Annotated in this window: 16 protein-coding genes; 8 read left to right on the forward strand and 8 right to left on the reverse strand. The window is 66.8% G+C overall.

Annotated features, from left to right (window positions below; genetic code table 11):
* Positions 1 to 76 precede the first annotated feature (76 nt).
* On the reverse strand, positions 77 to 493 hold the full coding sequence (locus AB0N05_RS32050; RefSeq protein WP_364700793.1) for a cytochrome c oxidase subunit 4: 417 nt from the start codon (positions 491 to 493) through the stop codon (positions 77 to 79).
* Positions 494 to 505: 12 nt separating this feature from the next.
* Complete coding sequence (locus tag AB0N05_RS32055) at positions 506 to 1504, reverse strand: cytochrome c oxidase subunit II (RefSeq protein WP_364700795.1); 999 nt, start codon at positions 1502 to 1504, stop codon at positions 506 to 508.
* A 424-nt stretch (positions 1505 to 1928) separates the two neighbouring features.
* On the opposite strand from AB0N05_RS32055, the gene asnB reads away from it, so the two are divergent.
* The 6 genes from asnB (at position 1929) to AB0N05_RS32085 (ending at position 10777) form a co-directional block, all read left to right on the forward strand.
* On the forward strand, positions 1929 to 3953 hold the full coding sequence (gene asnB / locus AB0N05_RS32060; RefSeq protein ID WP_364700797.1) for an asparagine synthase (glutamine-hydrolyzing): 2025 nt from the start codon (positions 1929 to 1931) through the stop codon (positions 3951 to 3953).
* A gap of 106 nt (positions 3954 to 4059) precedes the next feature.
* Positions 4060 to 4581 carry a DUF664 domain-containing protein gene (locus tag AB0N05_RS32065; RefSeq protein ID WP_364700799.1) on the forward strand — a complete coding sequence of 174 codons (522 nt, stop codon included), beginning with the start codon at positions 4060 to 4062 and terminating at the stop codon, positions 4579 to 4581.
* Positions 4582 to 4774: 193 nt separating this feature from the next.
* Complete coding sequence (locus AB0N05_RS32070; RefSeq protein ID WP_364700801.1) at positions 4775 to 7204, forward strand: hypothetical protein; 2430 nt, start codon at positions 4775 to 4777, stop codon at positions 7202 to 7204.
* 19 nt (positions 7205 to 7223) lie between these two features.
* Positions 7224 to 7673: a hypothetical protein gene (locus AB0N05_RS32075; RefSeq protein ID WP_364700803.1), complete on the forward strand. Its 450-nt coding sequence runs from the start codon at positions 7224 to 7226 to the stop codon at positions 7671 to 7673.
* An 89-nt stretch (positions 7674 to 7762) separates the two neighbouring features.
* The gene (locus AB0N05_RS32080; RefSeq protein WP_364700805.1) at positions 7763 to 10321 is read left to right on the forward strand and encodes an Hsp70 family protein; all 2559 of its coding nucleotides are present in this window, start codon (positions 7763 to 7765) and stop codon (positions 10319 to 10321) included.
* 228 nt (positions 10322 to 10549) lie between these two features.
* A complete protein-coding gene (locus AB0N05_RS32085; RefSeq protein ID WP_364700807.1) occupies positions 10550 to 10777 on the forward strand; it encodes a hypothetical protein in 228 nt (75 codons plus the stop codon).
* Between the two features lie 88 nt (positions 10778 to 10865).
* On the opposite strand, the gene AB0N05_RS32090 is transcribed toward AB0N05_RS32085, so the two are convergent.
* Positions 10866 to 12650, reverse strand: coding sequence for a helix-turn-helix domain-containing protein (locus tag AB0N05_RS32090; protein ID WP_364700809.1), 1785 nt, complete (start codon positions 12648 to 12650; stop codon positions 10866 to 10868).
* Positions 12651 to 12972: 322 nt separating this feature from the next.
* On the reverse strand, positions 12973 to 14007 hold the full coding sequence (locus tag AB0N05_RS32095; RefSeq protein WP_364700811.1) for an AraC family transcriptional regulator: 1035 nt from the start codon (positions 14005 to 14007) through the stop codon (positions 12973 to 12975).
* Positions 14008 to 14306: 299 nt separating this feature from the next.
* On the opposite strand from AB0N05_RS32095, the gene AB0N05_RS32100 reads away from it, so the two are divergent.
* Entirely contained in the window at positions 14307 to 14822 is a 516-nt protein-coding gene (locus AB0N05_RS32100) for a hypothetical protein (RefSeq protein WP_364700813.1), read from the forward strand.
* A gap of 66 nt (positions 14823 to 14888) precedes the next feature.
* Here the strand turns inward: AB0N05_RS32100 and AB0N05_RS32105 are convergent, their stop codons facing one another.
* Genes AB0N05_RS32105 through AB0N05_RS32115 form a run of 3 tightly spaced genes read right to left on the reverse strand, consistent with a single transcriptional unit; the run spans position 14889 to position 17529 of the window.
* A complete protein-coding gene (locus AB0N05_RS32105) occupies positions 14889 to 15566 on the reverse strand; it encodes a methionine ABC transporter permease (RefSeq protein WP_364700815.1) in 678 nt (225 codons plus the stop codon).
* The gene (locus AB0N05_RS32110) at positions 15563 to 16618 is read right to left on the reverse strand and encodes a methionine ABC transporter ATP-binding protein (protein ID WP_364700817.1); all 1056 of its coding nucleotides are present in this window, start codon (positions 16616 to 16618) and stop codon (positions 15563 to 15565) included. Before AB0N05_RS32110 ends, AB0N05_RS32105 begins: the two co-directional genes overlap by 4 nt.
* Positions 16615 to 17529, reverse strand: a complete 915-nt coding sequence (locus AB0N05_RS32115; RefSeq protein ID WP_364700820.1) for a MetQ/NlpA family ABC transporter substrate-binding protein — start codon at positions 17527 to 17529, stop codon at positions 16615 to 16617. Before AB0N05_RS32115 ends, AB0N05_RS32110 begins: the two co-directional genes overlap by 4 nt.
* Before the next feature lie 91 nt (positions 17530 to 17620).
* Between AB0N05_RS32115 and AB0N05_RS32120 the strand changes: the two genes are divergently transcribed.
* Positions 17621 to 18484, forward strand: a complete 864-nt coding sequence (locus AB0N05_RS32120; RefSeq protein WP_364700822.1) for a MetQ/NlpA family ABC transporter substrate-binding protein — start codon at positions 17621 to 17623, stop codon at positions 18482 to 18484.
* 20 nt (positions 18485 to 18504) lie between these two features.
* On the opposite strand, the gene AB0N05_RS32125 is transcribed toward AB0N05_RS32120, so the two are convergent.
* A complete protein-coding gene (locus tag AB0N05_RS32125) occupies positions 18505 to 19428 on the reverse strand; it encodes a hypothetical protein (protein WP_364700824.1) in 924 nt (307 codons plus the stop codon).
* Positions 19429 to 19519: the final 91 nt, after the last annotated feature.

The following is a 19519-nucleotide window of genomic DNA, read 5'->3' on the forward strand; positions in this document are numbered from 1 at the left end:
CCTGAATAACGAAGTGTCCTGAAACGCGAAGCGCCCCCTGGATTTCCAGGGGGCGCTTCGCTGTATCAGCTGAGTGTCAGTGCTTTTCCGGGCCGAGGTGGTACTCGAACACCAGACCACCGGCGGCGACCAGAATGCAGGCCACGCCGATGCCGATCAGCCAGTACTGGAAGAACGCGAGGCCCAGGGCGGTGATGGAGCCCGCGCCGGCCAGCAGGATGGGCCAGAACGAACCGGGCGAGAAGAAGCCCAGGTCGCCCGCGCCGTCCACGATCTCCGCCTCTTCGTAGTCTTCCGGACGCAGGTCCAGTCGACGGGCGACGAAGCGGAAGTAGGTGGCCACGATCAGCGCCAGGCCCGCCGACAGCACGATGGCGGTGGTGCCCGCCCATTCGACGCCGGTGCGCGACTGGCCGGTGAAGTAGCCATAGGTGATGGCGACGATCACGAAGAAGACCGTGATCAGTTCGAAGATGCGAGCTTCGACCTTCATGTCAGTTCATCCTCACTTGGCGTCGGCGAGTTCGTTACCGCGCGCGGTGCGGTCGGTGTTGAAAGGCTTGGTGGTGACGGCCACCGGCGACTGTCCGATGCTCGCCAGCGACTCGGCATTGGTCTTGCCGCTCTGACGCGCCGCCAGGTACTTCTCGAAGTCGGCCGGGGAAACCGCCCGGACCTCGAAGTTCATCATCGAGTGGAAGGTGCCGCACATCTCGGCGCAACGGCCGACGAACGCGCCTTCCTTCTCGATCTTGGTGATCTGGAAGACGTTGTCCGAGTTGTTCTGCTTCGGGTTCGGCATCACGTCGCGCTTGAACAGGAACTCCGGCACCCAGAACGAGTGGATGACGTCGGCCGCTGCCAGCTGGAACTCGATGTTCTTGCCGGTGGGCAGGACCAGGACCGGGATCTCGTTCGAGGTGCCGACGGTCTCGATCTTGTCGTAGTTCAGGTACGAGATGTCATTGGCGGGCAGGCCGTTGTTCGGGCCCGGCTGCGGATGACCTTCCTCGTTCTTGCGGTCCTTGTACCGCTCCTGAATGTCCTTGTTCATGTCCTGACGGGAATGGTCGACACCGTCATACAGCGCCTGGCCGTCCTTGAGGTCGACCTTCTGGTAACCGAACTTCCAGTTCCACTGGAATGCGGTCACGTCCACCACGACGTCCGGGTTGCCGACCTTCTCGTGCACGTAGTTCTGCACGACCACGGTGAAGTAGAACAGCACCGCGATGATCACGAACGGAATCGCCGTGTAGCTCAGCTCCAGCGGCACGTTGTAACCGGTCTGGCGGGGGAACTCCGGGGAGTTCGGCCGCTTGCGGTGGAAGGCGACGGTCCAGAAGGTGAGACCCCAGACCAGCACGCCCATCGCCAAAGCGGCGATGACGGACCAGGTCCACAGTTCACGCATCCGGGTGGCCTGCGGGGTCACGCCCGAGGGCCAACCGAACCGCAGCCAAACGTTGTCGATCGAGCAGCCGGAGACCAGCATCGCGGTCATCCCCAAGGACACCGCCAGCCCGGCCCGCCGAAGGATACGGCCCCGCCGACCCTGGGCGGGTCGTGCCCCTATCGCTTCGCTCGCCTTGTGCGCCACGCTCAACGCCTTCCTGGTCGTCTATCCGACTCGGCACCGCCCGGACTCCCTTCCGCCGGGCGGCACAACTACAGCACGTTTGGGACCTCCGGAGCAGCTCGCGCACAACGCACGATCGACCCCGGGAGTTCCCGAGTACTACGCAGCGTAGACCAAACCGGGCACCGCTTTGTGATCGGGTCGCATTCGACACTCCGGGAACCTCATAAGCCGTGCATAGCGGCCTCCAGCGGCGTTATCGGGGGGTGTGCGGCATACTCGGACAGGACCTTTCGCGTATAGATACCGCGAGTCCAACCCCCGATTCCGGAAAGAGGTTCCTGCCGCAGTGTGTGGACTGCTCGGATTTCTGACAGCTGACACGGCTACTCCGGAGGGGCGGACGGTCGAAGCCACCGCAGCACAGGTGTATGAAGCCCTGCACTGCCAGCGCCACCGCGGCCCCGATGAGAAGGGCACCTGGAACGACGATCGAATGATCTTCGGCTTCAATCGCCTGTCCATCATCGATATCGAGCACTCGCATCAGCCGCTGCGCTGGGGCCCGCCGGAGAACCCGGAGCGCTACGCGCTCACCTTCAATGGCGAGATCTACAACTACCTCGAACTGCGCGAAGAGCTCCAGGCCGAGCACGGCGCGGAGTTCGGTGATCAGCCCATGTTCCGCACCGAGGGCGACTCCGAGACCATCGTGGCCGCCTTCCACTACTGGGGTACCAAGGCCCCCAGCCGTTTGCGCGGCATGTTCGCCTTCGCGGTGTGGGACACCGAGCTGAACAAGCTCTTCATCGCGCGCGACCCGTTCGGCATCAAGCCGCTGTTCCTGGCCACCGGTTCCGGCGGCACCGCCTTCTCCAGCGAGAAGAAGAGCCTGCTGGAACTGCTTCCGGAGCTGGGCCTTTCGGATGCGCTGGACCCGCGCGCGCTCGAGCACTACACCGTGTTGCAGTACGTGCCCGAGGCCGAGACGCTGCACAAGGACATCCGCCGCCTCGAATCCGGTTGCTACGCCTGGATCGAGCCCGGCGACAGCCCGCGCGTGACCCGGTACTTCAATCCGCAGTTCCGGGTGGTCCCGTTCGGCAAGCCCGATACCGTCAGCGCCTACGCGCCCACCACCACGGTGCGCCCGCACGCGCAGCGACCGAACACTCCCGCCAACCGGTACAAGGAAATCGCCGAGGCGCTGGAGGATTCGGTCGCCAAGCACATGCGCGCGGATGTGACCGTCGGCGCGTTCCTGTCCGGCGGTATCGACTCCACCGCGATCGCGGCGCTGGCCATCCGGCACAACCCGAACCTGCTGACCTTCACCTCGGCGTTCGAGCGTGAGGGCTACTCCGAGGCCGATGTGGCCGCCGAAACCGCGGAAGCCATCGGCGCGAAGCACTACATCCGCATGGTCTCCCCCGAGGAGTACGCGGCCGCGATCCCCGAAATCGTCTGGTACCTGGACGAGCCGGTGGCCGATCCGGCGCTGGTGCCGCTGTACTTCGTGGCCAAGGAGGCCCGTAAGCACGTCAAGGTGGTGCTCTCCGGTGAGGGCTCCGACGAGCTGTTCGGCGGCTACACCATTTACCGGGAACCGCTCTCGCTCAAGCCGTTCGAATACCTGCCCAAGGGTGTGCGCAAGCTCGCGGGCAAGCTGTCCGAGCGCATTCCCGAGGGCACCCGCGGCAAGAGCCTGCTCCAGCGCGGCTCGCTCACCCTGGAGGACCGCTACTACGGCAATGCCCGCAGCTTCAGCGACGCCCAACTGCGTTCGGTGCTGCGCGATTTCCGCCCCGAGTGGACCCATCAGGACGTGACCGGCCCCATCTACGGCATGCAAGGCCGTGACTGGGATCCGGTGGCGCGCATGCAGCATCTGGACCTGTTCACCTGGCTGCGCGGCGACATCCTGGTCAAGGCCGACAAGATGACCATGGCCAATTCGCTGGAACTGCGCGTGCCGTTCCTCGATCCCGAGGTCTTCAAGGTCGCCGAGAAGATCCCGGTCGAGCAGAAGATCACCAAGGAGACCACCAAGTTCGCGCTGCGCCAGGCGCTGGAGGGCATCGTCCCCGCCCACGTCCTGCACCGGCCCAAGCTCGGTTTCCCGGTCCCGCTGCGGCATTGGCTGCGCGGCCCCGAACTTTATGACTGGGCGCGCACCCAGATCACCGAGTCCGGCACCGATCACCTGCTCGACAAGCAGGCCATCCTGGCCATGCTGGAAGCGCACCGCACCGGCCCGATCGACCACAGCCGCCGCCTGTGGACCCTGATCATCTTCATGGTCTGGCACGGCATCTTCGTCGAGCACCGGATCAAGCCGGAGATCCAGGAACCGGTCTACCCGGTCAACCTCTGACCTTCGAGCAGCACGCGACGGCCGCATCCGAAACGGGTGCGGCCGTTCGTGTGCACAGGGTCCGGAATCGGGAATATGGACGCGGACCGGGTGATTGGATGAGGACATGACAAGCGCCGAGTTACTACTCGATGGTTTCGGACGGGTTCGAGAGAACGTCCATGCGGCTTTGGCGGGGCTCACCCCCGAGGAGCTCGCGGTTCAGCTCGATCCGGAAGCCAATTCCATCGCCTGGCTGGTATGGCACCTGACCCGCGTCCAGGACGATCACATCGCCGATGTGGCCGGAATCGAACAGGTGTGGACGGCGGACGGATGGGCCAAGCGGTTCGAGCTGCCGTTCGATGATTCGGCCACCGGATACGGCGATACCGCCGCGGAGGTCGCGGCCTTGCGCGGGGTTTCGGCAGAGCTGCTGCTCGGGTACTTCGACGCCGTCCATTCGCAGACGGCCGACTATGTCGCCGAACTGGTCGACGCCGACCTGCCCAGGATCGTCGACACCCGCTGGGATCCCCCGGTGACCCTGGGCGTGCGGCTGATCAGCGTGATCGACGACGATATTCAGCACTCGGGGCAGGCGGCGTTCATCCGCGGCATCCTGCTGCGCAAGCGCACGACAATTTGACGACTACCGGGTGCGAGCTATTCTCGACCCCGGGTAAGGGGGCGGGTTCCGGGGGCCTACTCCGGCACCACCATTCGCGGTAGCCCCCGGCAGGAGTTACGGCGTGAAATGGCGATGGTCGCGGGGCGGCGAAGAACCTCAGGATCCCTCGCGCATCGACCCGCCGCCGAAAGCGGAACCACGGGGGCAAGCGGTGCGCGGTGACAGGGGACAGCAGCGGCGAGAGCTGGAGGCGCGGCTGGAACGGGCCGACGCCCATCCCGATCCCGGCACCCGAACGCAAGCCGCGCTGAACGCGATTCACGAGTTCGTGGACCAGGCCGAGACCAGTCAACTGCTCTTCGCGCGAATCCTGTTGCAGGAGCGGACGGCCCAGGCCGCCACCGTCGCGCCCGATTCGGCGGTGCGGTTGCTGGCCCGGCTCGGCGGCTGGTTCGATCTCGATCCCGAGCTCGCGCACGCCGTGCTCGGCGAATGGTTGCGCGCCCCGGACGCGGCCGCCTTCGCGGGCACCTGGGACGCGCTGAGCGAACTGCTCGCCGAACAACCCGCGCTCGGCGAATGGCTGGTCACGACGATCCGGGTCCGCGATGCCTCGGTGTCCGCCGAATTCCTGCGACTGGCCACCCGGTATCTCACCGAGTTCGTGGATCAGCGGTTCCGGCAATACGAACTCACCTCCGCCCCGGTGTGGCAGCTGCTGTACGCCCTGGGGCCGGGCGGGCGCGGCGACTGGTTCCTGCTGTTCGGCGACCGCGCGGCCGAGCGCGGTGAGCTCGCCGAGGCCACCCGGCGATACGAATTGGCCGAACGGTTCGGCGGCGGCACGGCCGCGATCGACCGCTTGCAGCGAATCCACGACTTCAGCGCGTATCACCTGCTGCTGCAAGGGATCACGGCCGGAGACAAGCTGCGCGGACCGGGCGCGCCCACCGCCTATCGGCAGTTGATGCTCGGGGCGGCGGCGGTCATGAATGGCAGGCCGGGCACCGGGCCGCTGGCCGCGGCGGTGCGCGGCGGCGAACGGCTGCGGCCTGCCGCCCGATTCCTCGCCGCCCTCGGGCGACTGCGCGAGGGCGAGCGCGGCCGGGCGCGCGGCGAGCTCCGCGAATTGCTCACTGACGCCGCCGATCCCGGTCTCACCGCCAATATCCAGCTCGTGCTGGGCGCTCTCGACGATGACGGCCCGCTCATCGCGGCGGGCGCGCGGGCGCTGCTGGCCCGGTACCGCGAGCATTGGCCCGCGCACTGCCTGGTGGATATCGCGACCGTGCTGACCGCGGTGTCGCGCAATGACGCCGAGCTGCTCCCCGGGCTGATCGGCAGCGCGGGCAGCGACGGCGGTGGGCAGCTCGATGCGCTGCGCATCTCCACGGTGCGGACATACCTCGCGAAAGCCGCACGCGCGGCGGTGTTCTCGCAGTTCGACGAGACGACCGACGCGCTGAACCAAGCCCGGGAACTGCTGGTCGGAGCCGATGGCGCGGAGGCGGACGAGCTACGAGCCACCGCGACGCACATTGCCGACACCGTGGCTCGGCTCCAGCGCACGACAGGCCCGGAACGCCCACTCGACCGGCTCGCCTTCGCCGACCTCCGCCAGGACGGCACGATCCAGCCGTGGACCCGGCACGCGCTGGAACTCTGGCTGGAGAATGATCGCAGGCAGGCCGCCTCGGCGGCCGACCCCGATTCACGGAGCCTGCACCATCTCGCCGTCGCCCAGCACGCGCGGGCGTATCAACTCGAAATCGACGGCGATAATGCCGCTTTCGAGCATTGGCGGCGTGCGATCGACTGCTGGGCCCGGCTACACGCCGACGATCCGTACTGGGAACGCATGCGCACCCATCTGAGCTCGGTCATGCCGGACACGACCGCCGACGAGGTCGACTATGCCGTCGAGCAGACCCGCGCCGAACTGCCCGCGCAGGTCCTCGAACCGCACGTGACTCTCGTGCAGCGGCTGCGCAGAGACCAGCTGCCCAGGGCGCGTGCGCATTTGGACCTCATTCGCGCCGCGCCCTTCGCCCCCGCCGACATCGCCCGGGCCCGCGGCAGGCTGGCCCGCGAGGCGGGTGGCCAGATCCGGCGGCTCACCCGGGAGGGCCAACTCGATCGCGCGCTCGAGGAGGTCCAGGCCTGGATCGAAATCGATTCCACCAATATCCCCCTGGCCGAACAGGCTCTGGACGTGGGCATCGAAACCGTCGAGACCGAGAACCGCAGGCATGACAAGGGCTGGGCCGAGCAGGCCCTGCCGACACTGGAACGCATTGCGGCCCTGGTGGAACCCATGTGCGAGGAACTCGGCCTCACCGCCAAGCAGCTCTCCACCGGTCACAAACCCACCGCCGACGAGCCGGATCGGGTGGCCTTCGCCGCCAAGCTGGCCCGGCACGAATTCTGGTTCGGCGCGTGCCTGCTGGTATCGACCGACCATCGGCTGCGCAACAACCCCCTCGAGGACCGCTCCGGTTTCCGCCGGTCCGCCGGACATTTGAACACCGCGCTGATGCTGGGCCTGCCCTCCATCGCACCGTACGACCAAGGGCGGCAGCTGCTGGTCGCGGCGTCGCGGTGGGAGCGCTACATGCAGGGCCCCGCACTCGGGTTCCTCTAGCGAGATCGGAGTCACAAGCATGAACCCCTGGGCCTGGCGGGATCGTAATCCCTACTACCAGACGGCATTTCAGGTGCTCGATATCGAGCCCACCGCCGACCGCGCGACGGTCCGCAGCCGCATAGCCGCGCGTCGCAAGCGGATCTCGTACGACGCCAAGCGATTCCCGCTCTTCGGCGAAATCCTCACCGTCGCGCAGATCAATGCGGCCGAGGAACAGCTGGCCACCCCGCGCACCCGGGCGGCCGCCGAACTGCTCACGCACCGGCCCGAACCGGCGGGCGACGACCTCGCCGATCTGACCGAACTGCTGGAACTGAGCCGAACCCTGTCCGCCGCAACGGAAACCGGTCCGGCCGAAACGCATACCGGCAGCGACCTCCGCATCGACTACCACGTACTACCGCGACTGCTGCCGAGCCCGAACGGGGATCCGCTCGGCACGACCTCCGCGGAGACCACCGCATGAGCGGTCAAGCCCGGAGGCATCGCTCCACCACTCTGCGCTTGCGAAGCGTCACCACGCTGGGCTCCGCTCATGCGAGATAAGGAAACAGTATGAGCATTATCGCCGGGATCGACCTGGGCACCACCAACTGCTGCGTCGCCGTCCCCGCCGACGCGGATATCCCGAATAAGCAGGCGCTCATCGATAGTCGCCGGTTGCGGCCGCTCGGCGGCGCGCTCATCGTGGCCAATCCCGATCTGTCGCTGACCACGCCGTCGGCGGTGTGGATCTCCCCCGACGGCTCCCCGCTGGTCGGCGCGCAGGCCAAACGCAAAGCGCGCCGGGCCGGTTCGCCGCCCGCCCTGTTCTTCAAACGCAATATGGGCACCGATCAGCTGGTTACCGCCGGACACTCGATCCTGACGCCCTTGGAGGCGTCGGTGCATTTGCTGCGCCACCTCAAGGACACCGCCGAGGAGACTCTTGGCGTGCCGATCGACCGCGCGGTCATCACCGTGCCCGCCTACTTCGAGACCAGCGCCAAGACCCAAACCACGCAGGCGGGCGCGGAAGCCGGGCTCGAAGTGGCCGAGACGCTCATGGAACCGGTCGCCGCCGCCCTGGCGCATATGCGCGAAACCGGCAGCTCCGAATCCGAGCGCCGCCGCTTCCTGGTCTACGACCTCGGCGGCGGCACCTTCGATACGTCCGTGGTGTCCTGGGATCCGGAGGACGGGTTCAACAGCCGATCCTTCGACGGCGACCGCTATCTCGGCGGTTACGACTTCGACCAGGCCATTGTCGACTGGATGATCGGGCAGCTGCCCTCCTACGATCTGCGCGTGCAGCCCGGCGACGCCCGCGATGCCGAACGGCAGGCCCGCCTGCTGGCGCTCGCCGAGACCGCCAAGCATGAACTGTCCCGGGAAACCGAGACCGAGATCATCGACCAGGATCTCGAGGACCGGTCCGGCCTGCCCATGAGCATCAATCTGCCGTTGGGGCGCAGCCAGTTCAACCGGTTGATCGACGGCCACGTGCAGGGCACTCTCGAACGCTGCGCCGAGGCCTTGAGCAAGGCCCGGCTCACCCACGCGGACCTCGATGAGATCGTGCTGGTGGGCGGATCATCCCGCGTTCCGCTCGTGGCCGAGCTGCTGCACGAGCGGTTCGGCGTCACCCCGCGACTGTTCCATCCGGAGCTGGTGGTGGCCGTGGGCGCGGCGCTCAAGGCCGGAAACCTGGCCACCCGCAGCAGCGTGCTGGAGCTGGAAAACCTGGTGCCCGAGGGAGATTCCGTCGATATCGCGGGCCGCGTGCTGCTGTCCCGCATCGAGGCCGAGGACATCGTGGTCGAGGTGCGTCCGGACGGTGGCGACCCGCTGCGCGAAAGCATCACCGACGAGGAAGGCACCTTCCTGTTCATCGAGGTGCCCCTCGGCGACGCCGCCGAATGCACCGTCCGGGTCCTGGCCGACGGCGTCGAGATCGCCGCCGAACGCATCAGCGTCCGCACCGAATCCGGGCCGGCCGTACCGGATCTCGCCGGTGACATCCTGGCCCACGACTTCTCCGTGGAGCTCCTGGACCGGCAGCTGGCGCGAGTGGTCAAGGCGGGCACCAAGATCCCGCACCGGGTCTATCAGCGCCTGGAAACCGCCACCCGCGGCACCTCCCTGGCCGTGCGCCTGTACGAGGGCTGGATTCCGATCGGCACCGTGAAGATCCCGGATCTGCCCGACGATCTCGAACCGGGCACCGCGGTCGAGCTGAACCTCGAATTCGCCGCGGGCTGGACCATTCACGCGTCCGTGCGCATCCCGCACCTGGACCGCTCGGCCGCCGCGGACATCGAGATTCCAGTACGGCAGGTGGCGTCCTGGGAGGAAATCCGCACCCGCGCCAATGCGGCCCGCACCGATTGGCAGCAGGCCCGCCGCGAGGCGCACCAGGCCGAGGCCGCCAAGGCCGAGCCGGAGATCGAACAGCGCTTGGCCGCCCTGGAACCCCTGGTGGCCCGCACCCAGGATCAGGCCAAGGCGCATCACCTGCTGCTGGAGGCCGAAACCATCCTGCACGGGCTGCTCGAGAGCCGCGGCCCCGAGGACTATCTGGAACCGCCGTTCGAGGAGTTCGAGCGCAATCTGGGCGCCATGAACACCCTCATCCTGCTGCTCCAGCGCGCCGAACCGGCCGAAGCGCCGATGTTCCGGCTGCGCCTGGACGAAATCGAGGCCCAGGGCCGGGCCGCCTTCGACGCCGGTGACTTCGTGGCCTGGCCGCGCGTCAACGAGCGGCTCGACGACCTGCACCGCGAGGCCATGCAGATCTCCTCGATCCGCGAAATCATCGTCATGCAGCAGACCCCCAGCGCGCTGCGCGAATGGCTGCGCGAACGCATCGACGCCACCGACGCCGCCATCCGCGCCAAATACGCGGAACTGCACTCGAATCCGCGCCTGGAACCGCAGGATCGAGCGAAACTGCCCGGCCAGCGCGACGATTTTCTCGCCGAACTGTCCGGCATCTCGCTGGCCGTCGACGAAGTGGACCCGAAGCGGCCCTCGGCCCCCGAACAGCTCCGCAATATCTACTACGACAAGCTGCGGCCCCTGGATTGGCGGATCGGCGGCTGGGGCCGGGAGGCCGGAATGCGGCAGGCCCAGTAGCGGATATTCGATCCTTTCAATTCCGCTCGACCGGATATCGGCGGCAAGCACCGACGTAATCGAGGCCGATTATGCCTGACCTGAGCCCCGCCAATTGATTGTTATCGCATATCGCCGACAAAGTCGGCAGCATGTATTGCGCGTCGTTTGTCTCAGCACTCTGCTGAGAGTTCCGAATGTCGAAATTCAAGGCCCCATGCGGGCATCACGGATCGAGACGGAGGATCGATGTCCAAGTTGAAGAACAAGATGGACCAGACTGCCGACAAGGCCAAGCAGACCCTGGACGCCGAGGCCCAGCGCGTCCGGAGCGGGGCCCAGAATGTGCAGGCAGGCATGCAACGAGCAGATGAGAACATGCGCCACGAAGCCGAGCGAATCAATGCCGGCATGCAGCGCGCAGGCAATGAGATGAAGGGGGCCGCCCACAAGATGAAGGGCAAGGGGGCGCGTTAGTTTTTCTCCTCAAGTCGGCTCGCGATCCCGGTGTGACGTCCCGGGATCGTGAGCCGATTCCATTGCGCCGTACCGTTATTCCGCGCCGCTATTCGATGCGCCGAATTCCGTAGACCTGGATCTTGCGATACAGCGAGGAGCGTGCGATACCGAGCGTGCGGGCCGCATCGCGGCGATTGCCACCGGTATCGACCAGAGCGCGAATAATGGCGTCACGTTCGGCATTCTCGATCGGGGTGAGCCGACGGCCCGAGCCGAAACAGATTTCCGGCAGATCGTTCTGCTGCAGATCACCCACCGGGCGACGACTCAGCGCGGTGCGCAGCGCCTCACGCAGTTCGGTGAGATTGCCCGGCCAGTCATAGCCGAGCAGCACCCGCATCACGCCGGGCGTGCAGGCCACCTTCCGGCGGGGAGCCAAGGCCCGCAGCAGATGCGGCACCAGCGGTTGCAGATCGTCGAGGCGGTGACGCAGGGCGGGCGCGGTGACCGAATGGTGAAAATGCCGCATGACCACGTCGGACCGCGTGGGCTCGCCCGTGGTCGGGGTGACGGTCGCCGCCAGCCAGCCCGCGGCCGGACGGGATTCGAGCCACCGGTCGAGTTCGGCGGCGAATCGTTCGGGCAGCTCGTCGAGATGAGTGAGCACGATCGCGGGCGGGCGCGCGGTGTCCTCGCCGTCGTGCAGGAGGGCCAGCGGGTCCGCCGCCCGGCAATCGACCACGAGGATCGGCCGCGCCGGGTACAGCCTGCGATGCGCGGCGGTGATCAAGCTCAGCTTGCCGGTGCCGGATTCACCCGTGACCACGAGCGGCGTCATGGTGCGCGCGGCCTCCAGCACCTGAGCGCACACCGTCCGCCACGCGGGCGAGGTGCCCGGCAGCTCCGGCATGCCCGCGGCTGTGGCGGATCCCCGGGGCGGCTTGTCCTCCGCCGCCGTGAGATCCACGCGCAGCACCACACCGGCCACCTCGGTCCCGGCGATCACCGTCTCCGGGTACACCTGCGCGGTGCGCCCGGTGGGCAGTTCGACCTCCAGCACCACGCTGTCGCGGACCCCGATCAGCCCGGCCGCGATCTCACGCAGATACGCCTTCTCCTGCGGGCTGAGCTGCTGAGTGGCGCGCATATCGCTCATGAACACCTCACCGCCCACCGACAGCACGGGCCCGCGGCTATTGCGGCTGATCTGCAGGAACCGGTCGAGCATGGCCTGCTGCCGCTGCGATCCGGCGACCCGCAATTCCGCCTCGATATGCTGCGCGGCCTGCTGGGCCAGCACCCGCATGAACGGGCTGGCGTCCTTGGCCAGGCAGCTCAGATCCAGCACGCCCTGCACCACACCGGTCAGCGGATCGCGCACGGGCGCTCCGGCGCAGGCGAAGACGGTGATGTTCTCGGCGAAATGCTCCGCGCCGCTGATGAATACCGCCCGACCCGAGGCCAGCGCGGTGCCGACACCATTGGTGCCGACCGATTCCTCGGAGTAGTTGAAGCCGGGGGCGAAGTACACGCCGTCGAAGCGACCGCCCAGCATTCGCTGATTGTCGCGGCGGATCAGCACCCGCGAACGCCGGTCGGTGAGCGCGATGCTCACCGCCAGATCGTTCAGTTCCAGTTCCAGGCGCTCGATCACGGGCAATGCCGCGCGCACGAACCGGGTCTCCAGGTCGAGCTCGCCGACATAGCCACGATCCAACACATTGGCCAGATCGCTCACGCCCGCGGCGCGGGACCGTAGCCAGGACGCGGACACCAGCCGCGACACCGCGTCCGCCGGGAAATCGCCTGAGCTGAGGAAACTCTCACGGGCCCGCTCGACGCGAATGGTATCGCGCCCAACCGACGGCTCGGTCTTTCCGACCTGGTACACGGGCGCGCTCCTCTCCGCCGCCGGGCGACCGGCAAACGGGCCGAACCCAGCTTGGTATCGAGATTGTCGGCATCGACCGGGGCCCCGGTCAAGATGCGAGTGTCCCAAAGTGGGACATCGAATTCGAGACGCACGCACCGAGACTGATAGCACCAACGCCTGTGACCGCAGCCGCTGACGGATACGTAACCTCAGGCTGTGGCGGCTGTTGGCGAAACCCGCCCGCTCCGGCCGGGGGTGACAATGTAGTCACCCTCGACTGCCGCCCAAGGTCGTTTCCGGCCGGGGTGGGCGTGGTAAGACTCCACTCCGAACCGAGAACTCACTCGTCGGAACTGTTCGTGCCCAGGGTGATTCGGTACGCGCCCGGGGCGCTGCCGGTCCAGCGGCGGAAGGCGCGATGGAAGGCGCTGGGCTCGGAGAAGCCGAGCCGATGCGCCAGATCGTTGATCGATTCGTCGCCGCGCACCAGGGCGGCGATGGCGGCATCGCGGCGAATGTCCTCCTTGATCTCTCTACAGGAGGTGCCCTCCTCTGCCAGTTTGCGGCGCAGGGTGGGGACGCTGGTGTTCAGGCGAGTCGCGATGTCCTCGGGCGTCGACCATGCGCCGCCCACACCGTGCGCGAGGATGGCGCGCACGCGATCGGTCTCGGACGCGCCGTAGTCGCGGCGGGTGAGCACATTCATCGGGGCCTCGCCGAGGAACACCTCCAGGGCGGCCGCGTCACGCACGACCGGGGCGTCCAGTTGTGCGCTGCCGATCACCAAGGTGGCGCAGGGGGCGTCGAAGCGCATGGGCCCGCCGAACATGGACTCGTACGCCTCCACCGATGCCGGGCGCGGATACGGCACCTCGACGCCATACAGCGGAATGCGCTGCCCGATGCCCCAGCCCAGGATCCGGTGCAGGAACATCAGAATGAAATCGATTGCCAGCGAGGGCGATCGGTCCCAGACCGAGAAGTCCATCTCGATCCGGGTGAGCTCAGGGCCGATGACGATCCGGCCAGGCGGCAGGGCGGGCAGCGCGCGAGCCAGATCCTGACCACGCAGCAGGGCGGTACGCAAATCGGGACAGGCGATCAGTGCGGCGGTCCACAGCCGGAAGCTGCCGCGCGGCAGGGGTTTCGGGGCCAGACCGAAGAACTCGTCACCGGTGCGGCGCCACAGTCCGAGCACCAGCAGGCCGAGCTGTTCCGGCGTGACCCGGGAGCGATCCTCGGTGAGCAGCTCGGGTGAGATTCCGGCCTCGCGTAGCCAGAGCTCGGTTCCGGCCTGATCCAGATCCACGCCCTGATGCCCGGCGGCCTGAACGAACATCCGCACGGTGTCGATCGGAACGGTATAGGCCGGCATCTCGACTTCCTGGCGGCGGGAGCGCGGGACGTGATCGCCTCGGATCATATCGAGGCGCTGGATCGGAGCCGCCGACCTGGGGTTTCGGCGCGTCCGCGACCGGCGTCACACCTCGTGGCCGATTCGGGCGCACGGCCGGTCGGCGCATGAATTTCGGTCGATCTGAGCGCATCGGTCAAGGAACTCGATCCGACCGGTCATTCTCGGGGACCTCGACCCGGCCGTACGTTCCTGTGGCCGGTTCTTCGCGGCCGGTTCACCGGAATCCCGTCCGATACGTTCCAAGAGAGGTTGTCGTCATGGTTGCTCCCCGGAAGTTCGCCGCGCTGGCCGCGGGACTGATCGTTGCCGGAACTCCGTTCGTCCTCGCGGGTCACGCTGCGGCAGAACCGATTACGGGATCCTGCGACGGCGGCGTCATCCACTTCAACAGTGATCCCATCGGCCTGGTCCCCTCCTCCGACAACGCGACCTTCACAGGCAACTTCGGCGGCTGCAATGGCACGCCCGCGTCCGGGGCCACCTTCAATGGCAACTTCATCGGCACCGCGAGCTGCTTCGACATCAACGGCCAGGTGGACGGCACCATGACCTGGTCGAACGGCGAGGTCAGCAAGGTTTCCGGCCCGTGGCACGTGCCCGGGGGCGTGGGCGCGGCCGCTACCAATACGGTCGACATCTCCGATGGCCCCGGCACGGGCGGAAAGCTGTACGTGGATCAGGGACCGGTCAATGGCGGCGCGATGGTCGGACCGTGTCTGATCGATCAGGCCCGCAATGGCGAGATTCCGATCAACGGCCTGCGGCTGTCCTGATAGCTCGACCTGTTGGAGCGGTGTGGCCGCAGCGTCTTTGCGTCGCGGCCACACCACTCCAATATCTCAGCGGCGCAATACTTTTCGCGCGAGCCAGTTGCCCAGGAACTGAATGCCCTGCACACCGGCAATAATGATGAGCGTCGCGACCAGCGTGACCTGCCAGTCGAAGCGCTGATAGCCGTAGACCAATGCGAAATCGCCCAGTCCGCCGCCTCCGACCGTGCCCGCCATGGCCGACATGTCGACAATCGCGATCACCACGAAGGTGTAGCCGAGTACCAACGGGCCCAAGGCTTCCGGGATCAGCAGCGTGAGAATGATGCGCAGCGGTCCGGCTCCCATCGAGCGGGCCGCTTCGATCACGCCCGGGTCCACCGTCACCAGGTTCTGCTCCACAATGCGGGCAATGCCGAACGAGGCCGCCACGATCATGACGAAAGCGGCGGCATCGGTGCCGATGGTGGTGCCGACGACATTGAGGGTGATCGGGCCGAGTGCGGCCAGCAGGATGATGAACGGGATCGGGCGCACCACGTTGACCAGCACGTTCAACACCAGGTTGAGGGGTGCGTTGGCCAGCAGCCCGCCCTTACGGCTGGTGTAGAGCGCGGTGCCCAGCGCCAATCCGATGGTGCCGCCGACCAGGAAGGTCAGCAGGACCAGGTAGATGGTGGTGCCGACGGCCTCACTGAGCACGGGACGCAGCTTGTCCCAATCAGTCTGAACGGCAGCGTAATTCATGCGATGCTCCGTTCCGGCTCGTCCTGGATGCCGACGGCGCGCCGGGCGAGCGCGTCGGCGGCCTGTTCTACGGCCTGCTCCGGGCCGTCGAGGGCGAGGGTGATGCTGCCGAAGGTCTTGTCCTGCAACGTGCTGACGCCGCCGTACACGATTTCGAAGCCGACTCCGGCCCGCGCCGCGATGGCCAGGGCCTCGCCGATGCGGTGCTCGTCATCGATATCCACCGTCACCAGACGGCCGGTGTGCCGCTCCCCCAGCCTTTTCAACTCCTCGGCATCGGGTCGATTGTGCAGCACCGTTTCGACGAAGGATCGGGTCGAGGCGGCCTGCGGGGCGGCGAACACGTCGAAGGTGTTCGCCAGCTCCACGATTCGACCCTCGGCCAGCACGGCCACGCGGTCGGCAATGGCCCGGATCACATCCATCTCGTGCGTGATCACCACGATGGTGACGCCGAGTTCGCGATTGATCTTCTTCAGCAGGCGCAACACCTCACCGGTCGTTTCCGGGTCGAGCGCCGAGGTGGACTCGTCGGCCAGCAGCAGCTTCGGTGAGGTGGCGAGCGCGCGGGCAATGCCCACACGCTGCTTCTGGCCGCCGGAGAGCTGATCCGGATAGCTGCGGGCCTTGCCCGAAAGTCCCACGAACTCCAGGAGTTCCGCGACTCGCGCCTTTCGCTCGGCACGGGGCCAGCCCGCGACCTTCAGCGGGTATTCGATATTCCCGGCTGCCGTGCGCGAGCGGAACAGGTTGAACTGCTGGAACACCATGCCGATCTCGCGGCGCAGGTGCCGCACCCGCGATTCCGGGACGCCCGTAATCGGGTCGCCGGAAATCAGCACGGTGCCGCTGGTCGGCTTTTCCAGGGCATTGATGAGCCGCACCAGCGTGCTCTTGCCCGCCCCGGAATAGCCGATCACACCGAAGATCTCACCCTGTTCGATGCGCAGGTCGATGTCCGACAGTGCGGTATGCCGCTGTTTGCCGGACTCGAAGACCTTGCTGACCGAACGGAATTCGACCGCCGCGACCTCAGTGGGCTTGTCGCTCACTTCTTCTCGCGGATGGTCTGCTGCACCCGCGCCAGAATGGTCTCCAGTTCGGGGCCGCCGCGCTTGACCTCGACGGAAGTGCCCTTGGAGTTCTCGGACACGGCCTTCTGCACTTCGGCGTCGTGCCAGATATCCACGAGCTTCAGGTAGGTGGGGTTGTTCTTGTCCTCGGCACGGGTCACGACCGCATTGATGTACGGCTCGGCGCTCGGGCTCTTCGGATCATCCTTGTACAGCGCCGTGCTCGGGTCGATACCGGACTTGAGCAGGAAGGTGTTGTTGATGATCGACCCGTCCACCGACTCCAGCGACAGCGCGGTCTGGGTGGCGTCGACCGGGGTGACCTTGACCTTGGACGCGCCCTTGTCGATATCGGCGGGTGAAGGCTGACGGACGTCACCGGACAGCTTCAGCAGCCCCGCGGACTGGAGGACGAACAGCGCCCGCGCCTGATTGGTCGGATCGTTCGGGATGGCGATCTCGCCGCCCTGCGGAATCTCGGCGAGGGTCTTGTGCTTCTTGGAGTAAAGGCCCAGCGGCACCACGTAGGTGGCCCCGATCGGCGTCAGGTCCGCATTATTGGCGACGTTGTACTGGCCCAGGAACTGCAAGTGCTGGAACAGATTCAGATCGATCTGCTTCTGCGCCAGCGCCGCGTTCGGCTGGTTGTAGTCGGAGTAGTGGACGACCTTCAGGTTGATGCCCTGAGCCTTCGCCTTCTCCTGGAAAACGTCCCACTGCGGGTCGGTGTCGGTGGTGCCGATCCGCACCTCTCCGGCCTTGTCGTCGCTGCTGCACGCCGTGGCCGTGAGGGTGAGGCCGGCGAGGGCCGCTACCAGGACCGGGATCGCCAGTACCCGATGGATTTTCACTCGTGCTCCCGCATGATCGTCGAAACTGAACTCGGTCATGCAACCGTGACGGCAACCGTCCGGCAATGATTGCGATCCGGGCGATCCAAACACTGCCGCGAGGCCACTGAGCTCGGCTAGCTTGCGTGAAATGCGAAAATTGCGCCGTTTTCTGGTGATTCCGCTCCTCATCGCCCTCGCCAGCACGGCCGCCTGTGGCAAGGAACACCAGGCTGACGTGGTGCGCATCGGTGTGAACGACCTCCCACTCCCGCACTGGGACGTGTACAAGCGCAAGGCCGCCGAGGCGGGCATCACCATCGAGTTCACCAACTTCAGCGACTACAACCAGCCGAATCCGGCGCTCTCCCAGGGCCGGATCGACCTCAATAAATTCCAGCACGTCCGCTACCTGGCCAACTACAACGCGAGCAATCACGACAATCTGGTCCCACTCGGCGCGACCGAGATCTACGCGCTGACCCTCTACTCCAAGAAGCACAAGTCGGTCGCCGAGATCCCGCAGGGCGGCGAGATCACCCTGAGCAACAACCCCGCGAATCAGGTTCGCCCGCTGCTGCTGCTCGCCGCGGCGGGGCTGGTCACCCTGAAGAACGGTCCGACCTGGGACTCGAAACTCGAAGACGTCGACAAGAGCGCGTCCAAGGTGCGCCTGACCACCATCGACCCGACGCTCACCGCGCCCTCCCTCGAAAGCGTCGACGCCGCCTTCGTGGACGACACGTTCGCCATCCCCGCCGGGCTCACTCAGAAAGACGTCATCTACACCGACGACCCCAACCGGCCCGACCTCACCCAATACATCAATATCTTCGCCGCCCGAGCCGTCGACAAGGACAACCCGAAGCTGCTGCAACTCACGAAGCTCTACCACGACCCCGAGGTCGAAGCCGCCATCAGAGCCGAATCCGGCTACGACGGCATCTTCAAGAACAATGACCCCGCCGAACTCCAGAAGACCCTCACCGAACTGGAAGCCAAGTTCCGCAAATAGCCGGTTAGCTGACGGCGTGCTCAGCCGCGGCGACTGCGGCTGAGCCTCGCGCGGGCGGCGGCCAGGATGGTGATGATCATGACCGTCATCATCTGCATGGTGTTCCAGTCGAGGGGTTCGGGGACCGGCAGGGCCATGGCCGGGGAGATGTGCACCGGCAGCAGCGGCGGCGGAATGACCGGGACGGGCGGAATCGACTCGGGCACAGGCGGAATCACGGGTGCGGCAACGGGCGCCACCGGCGGCACGGACGGGGGCAGCATGAGCGGTATGCCGGGCACGTCCGGCGCGACGGGAAGTAGCAACAGGCAGGTGAACAGGGCGCTGCCACTGACCGCACTGCCCAGGACCACGCTGCCCGCCCCGGCGGATCCGGGTCCGACCAGCCCGCTCGAGCCGGGCACGAAGCCGGGACCGAGCATTCCGGAACCCAGGCCGCTGCCGGTCAGCAGGCCCAATCCGATTGCCGCACTGCCGACTACGGCGCTGCCCGCGCAGGCGGTCAGAATGCTGCCCGATTCCAGACCCATCGACTCGCCCAAGGTGTTGCCTGCGGCGGGTTGTCGATTCGCACCGGGTAGCGCGATATCGGCCGCGGCATTCGTGCCGCCGCCCGTTCCCGCGCTGCCCGTTCCGGCGCTCCCGGTGAGGGCGCTGCCGGTGGTGACGTACACATCGGCGGTCTCCTTGGGCTCTACGCCCAGTGAGCTGCCGGAGGACGCCCCGCCATTGCCGACGCCCTCCACACTGCCACTGTAGGCACTTCCGGTCCCCAGTCCCAGCGAACTACCCGAGGGCGCGCCCACGTCCTCAGCGACCGCTACCTCGGGATTCGTACTGCCGGTAGCGATTTCGCCGAGGAATGACAGGTCCCCGAAGCCCGGATCTGCCGCCGCGGGCTGGGTGGTGAGCAGGGCCGCGGTGATCGGGATCGCCGTCACCACGGCGAATCCCTTTGCGGCCCTGCGGGTTCTGGTCACTGCGTCGTCCGACGCCATAAGCGGTTACCTCGTCCGTCGGTGCTGCCGGGTGCCG

Source organism: Nocardia sp. NPDC051030, from assembly GCF_040683015.1.
In the GTDB taxonomy this organism is placed as follows: domain Bacteria; phylum Actinomycetota; class Actinomycetes; order Mycobacteriales; family Mycobacteriaceae; genus Nocardia.

Bases quoted from the DNA above. Each gene is read 5' to 3' on its own strand.
- AB0N05_RS32050 (WP_364700793.1), bottom strand. From the start codon at position 493: ATGAAGGTCGAAGCTCGCATCTTCGAACTGATCACGGTCTTCTTCGTG.
- AB0N05_RS32055 (WP_364700795.1), bottom strand. From the start codon at position 1,504: ATGACCGCGATGCTGGTCTCCGGCTGCTCGATCGACAACGTTTGGCTG.
- AB0N05_RS32065 (WP_364700799.1), top strand. From the start codon at position 4,060: ATGACAAGCGCCGAGTTACTACTCGATGGTTTCGGACGGGTTCGAGAG.
- AB0N05_RS32075 (WP_364700803.1), top strand. From the start codon at position 7,224: ATGAACCCCTGGGCCTGGCGGGATCGTAATCCCTACTACCAGACGGCA.
- AB0N05_RS32080 (WP_364700805.1), top strand. From the start codon at position 7,763: ATGAGCATTATCGCCGGGATCGACCTGGGCACCACCAACTGCTGCGTC.
- AB0N05_RS32085 (WP_364700807.1), top strand. From the start codon at position 10,550: ATGTCCAAGTTGAAGAACAAGATGGACCAGACTGCCGACAAGGCCAAG.
- AB0N05_RS32095 (WP_364700811.1), bottom strand. From the start codon at position 14,007: ATGCCGGCCTATACCGTTCCGATCGACACCGTGCGGATGTTCGTTCAG.
- AB0N05_RS32100 (WP_364700813.1), top strand. From the start codon at position 14,307: ATGGTTGCTCCCCGGAAGTTCGCCGCGCTGGCCGCGGGACTGATCGTT.
- AB0N05_RS32105 (WP_364700815.1), bottom strand. From the start codon at position 15,566: ATGAATTACGCTGCCGTTCAGACTGATTGGGACAAGCTGCGTCCCGTG.
- AB0N05_RS32115 (WP_364700820.1), bottom strand. From the start codon at position 17,529: ATGACCGAGTTCAGTTTCGACGATCATGCGGGAGCACGAGTGAAAATC.
- AB0N05_RS32120 (WP_364700822.1), top strand. From the start codon at position 17,621: ATGCGAAAATTGCGCCGTTTTCTGGTGATTCCGCTCCTCATCGCCCTC.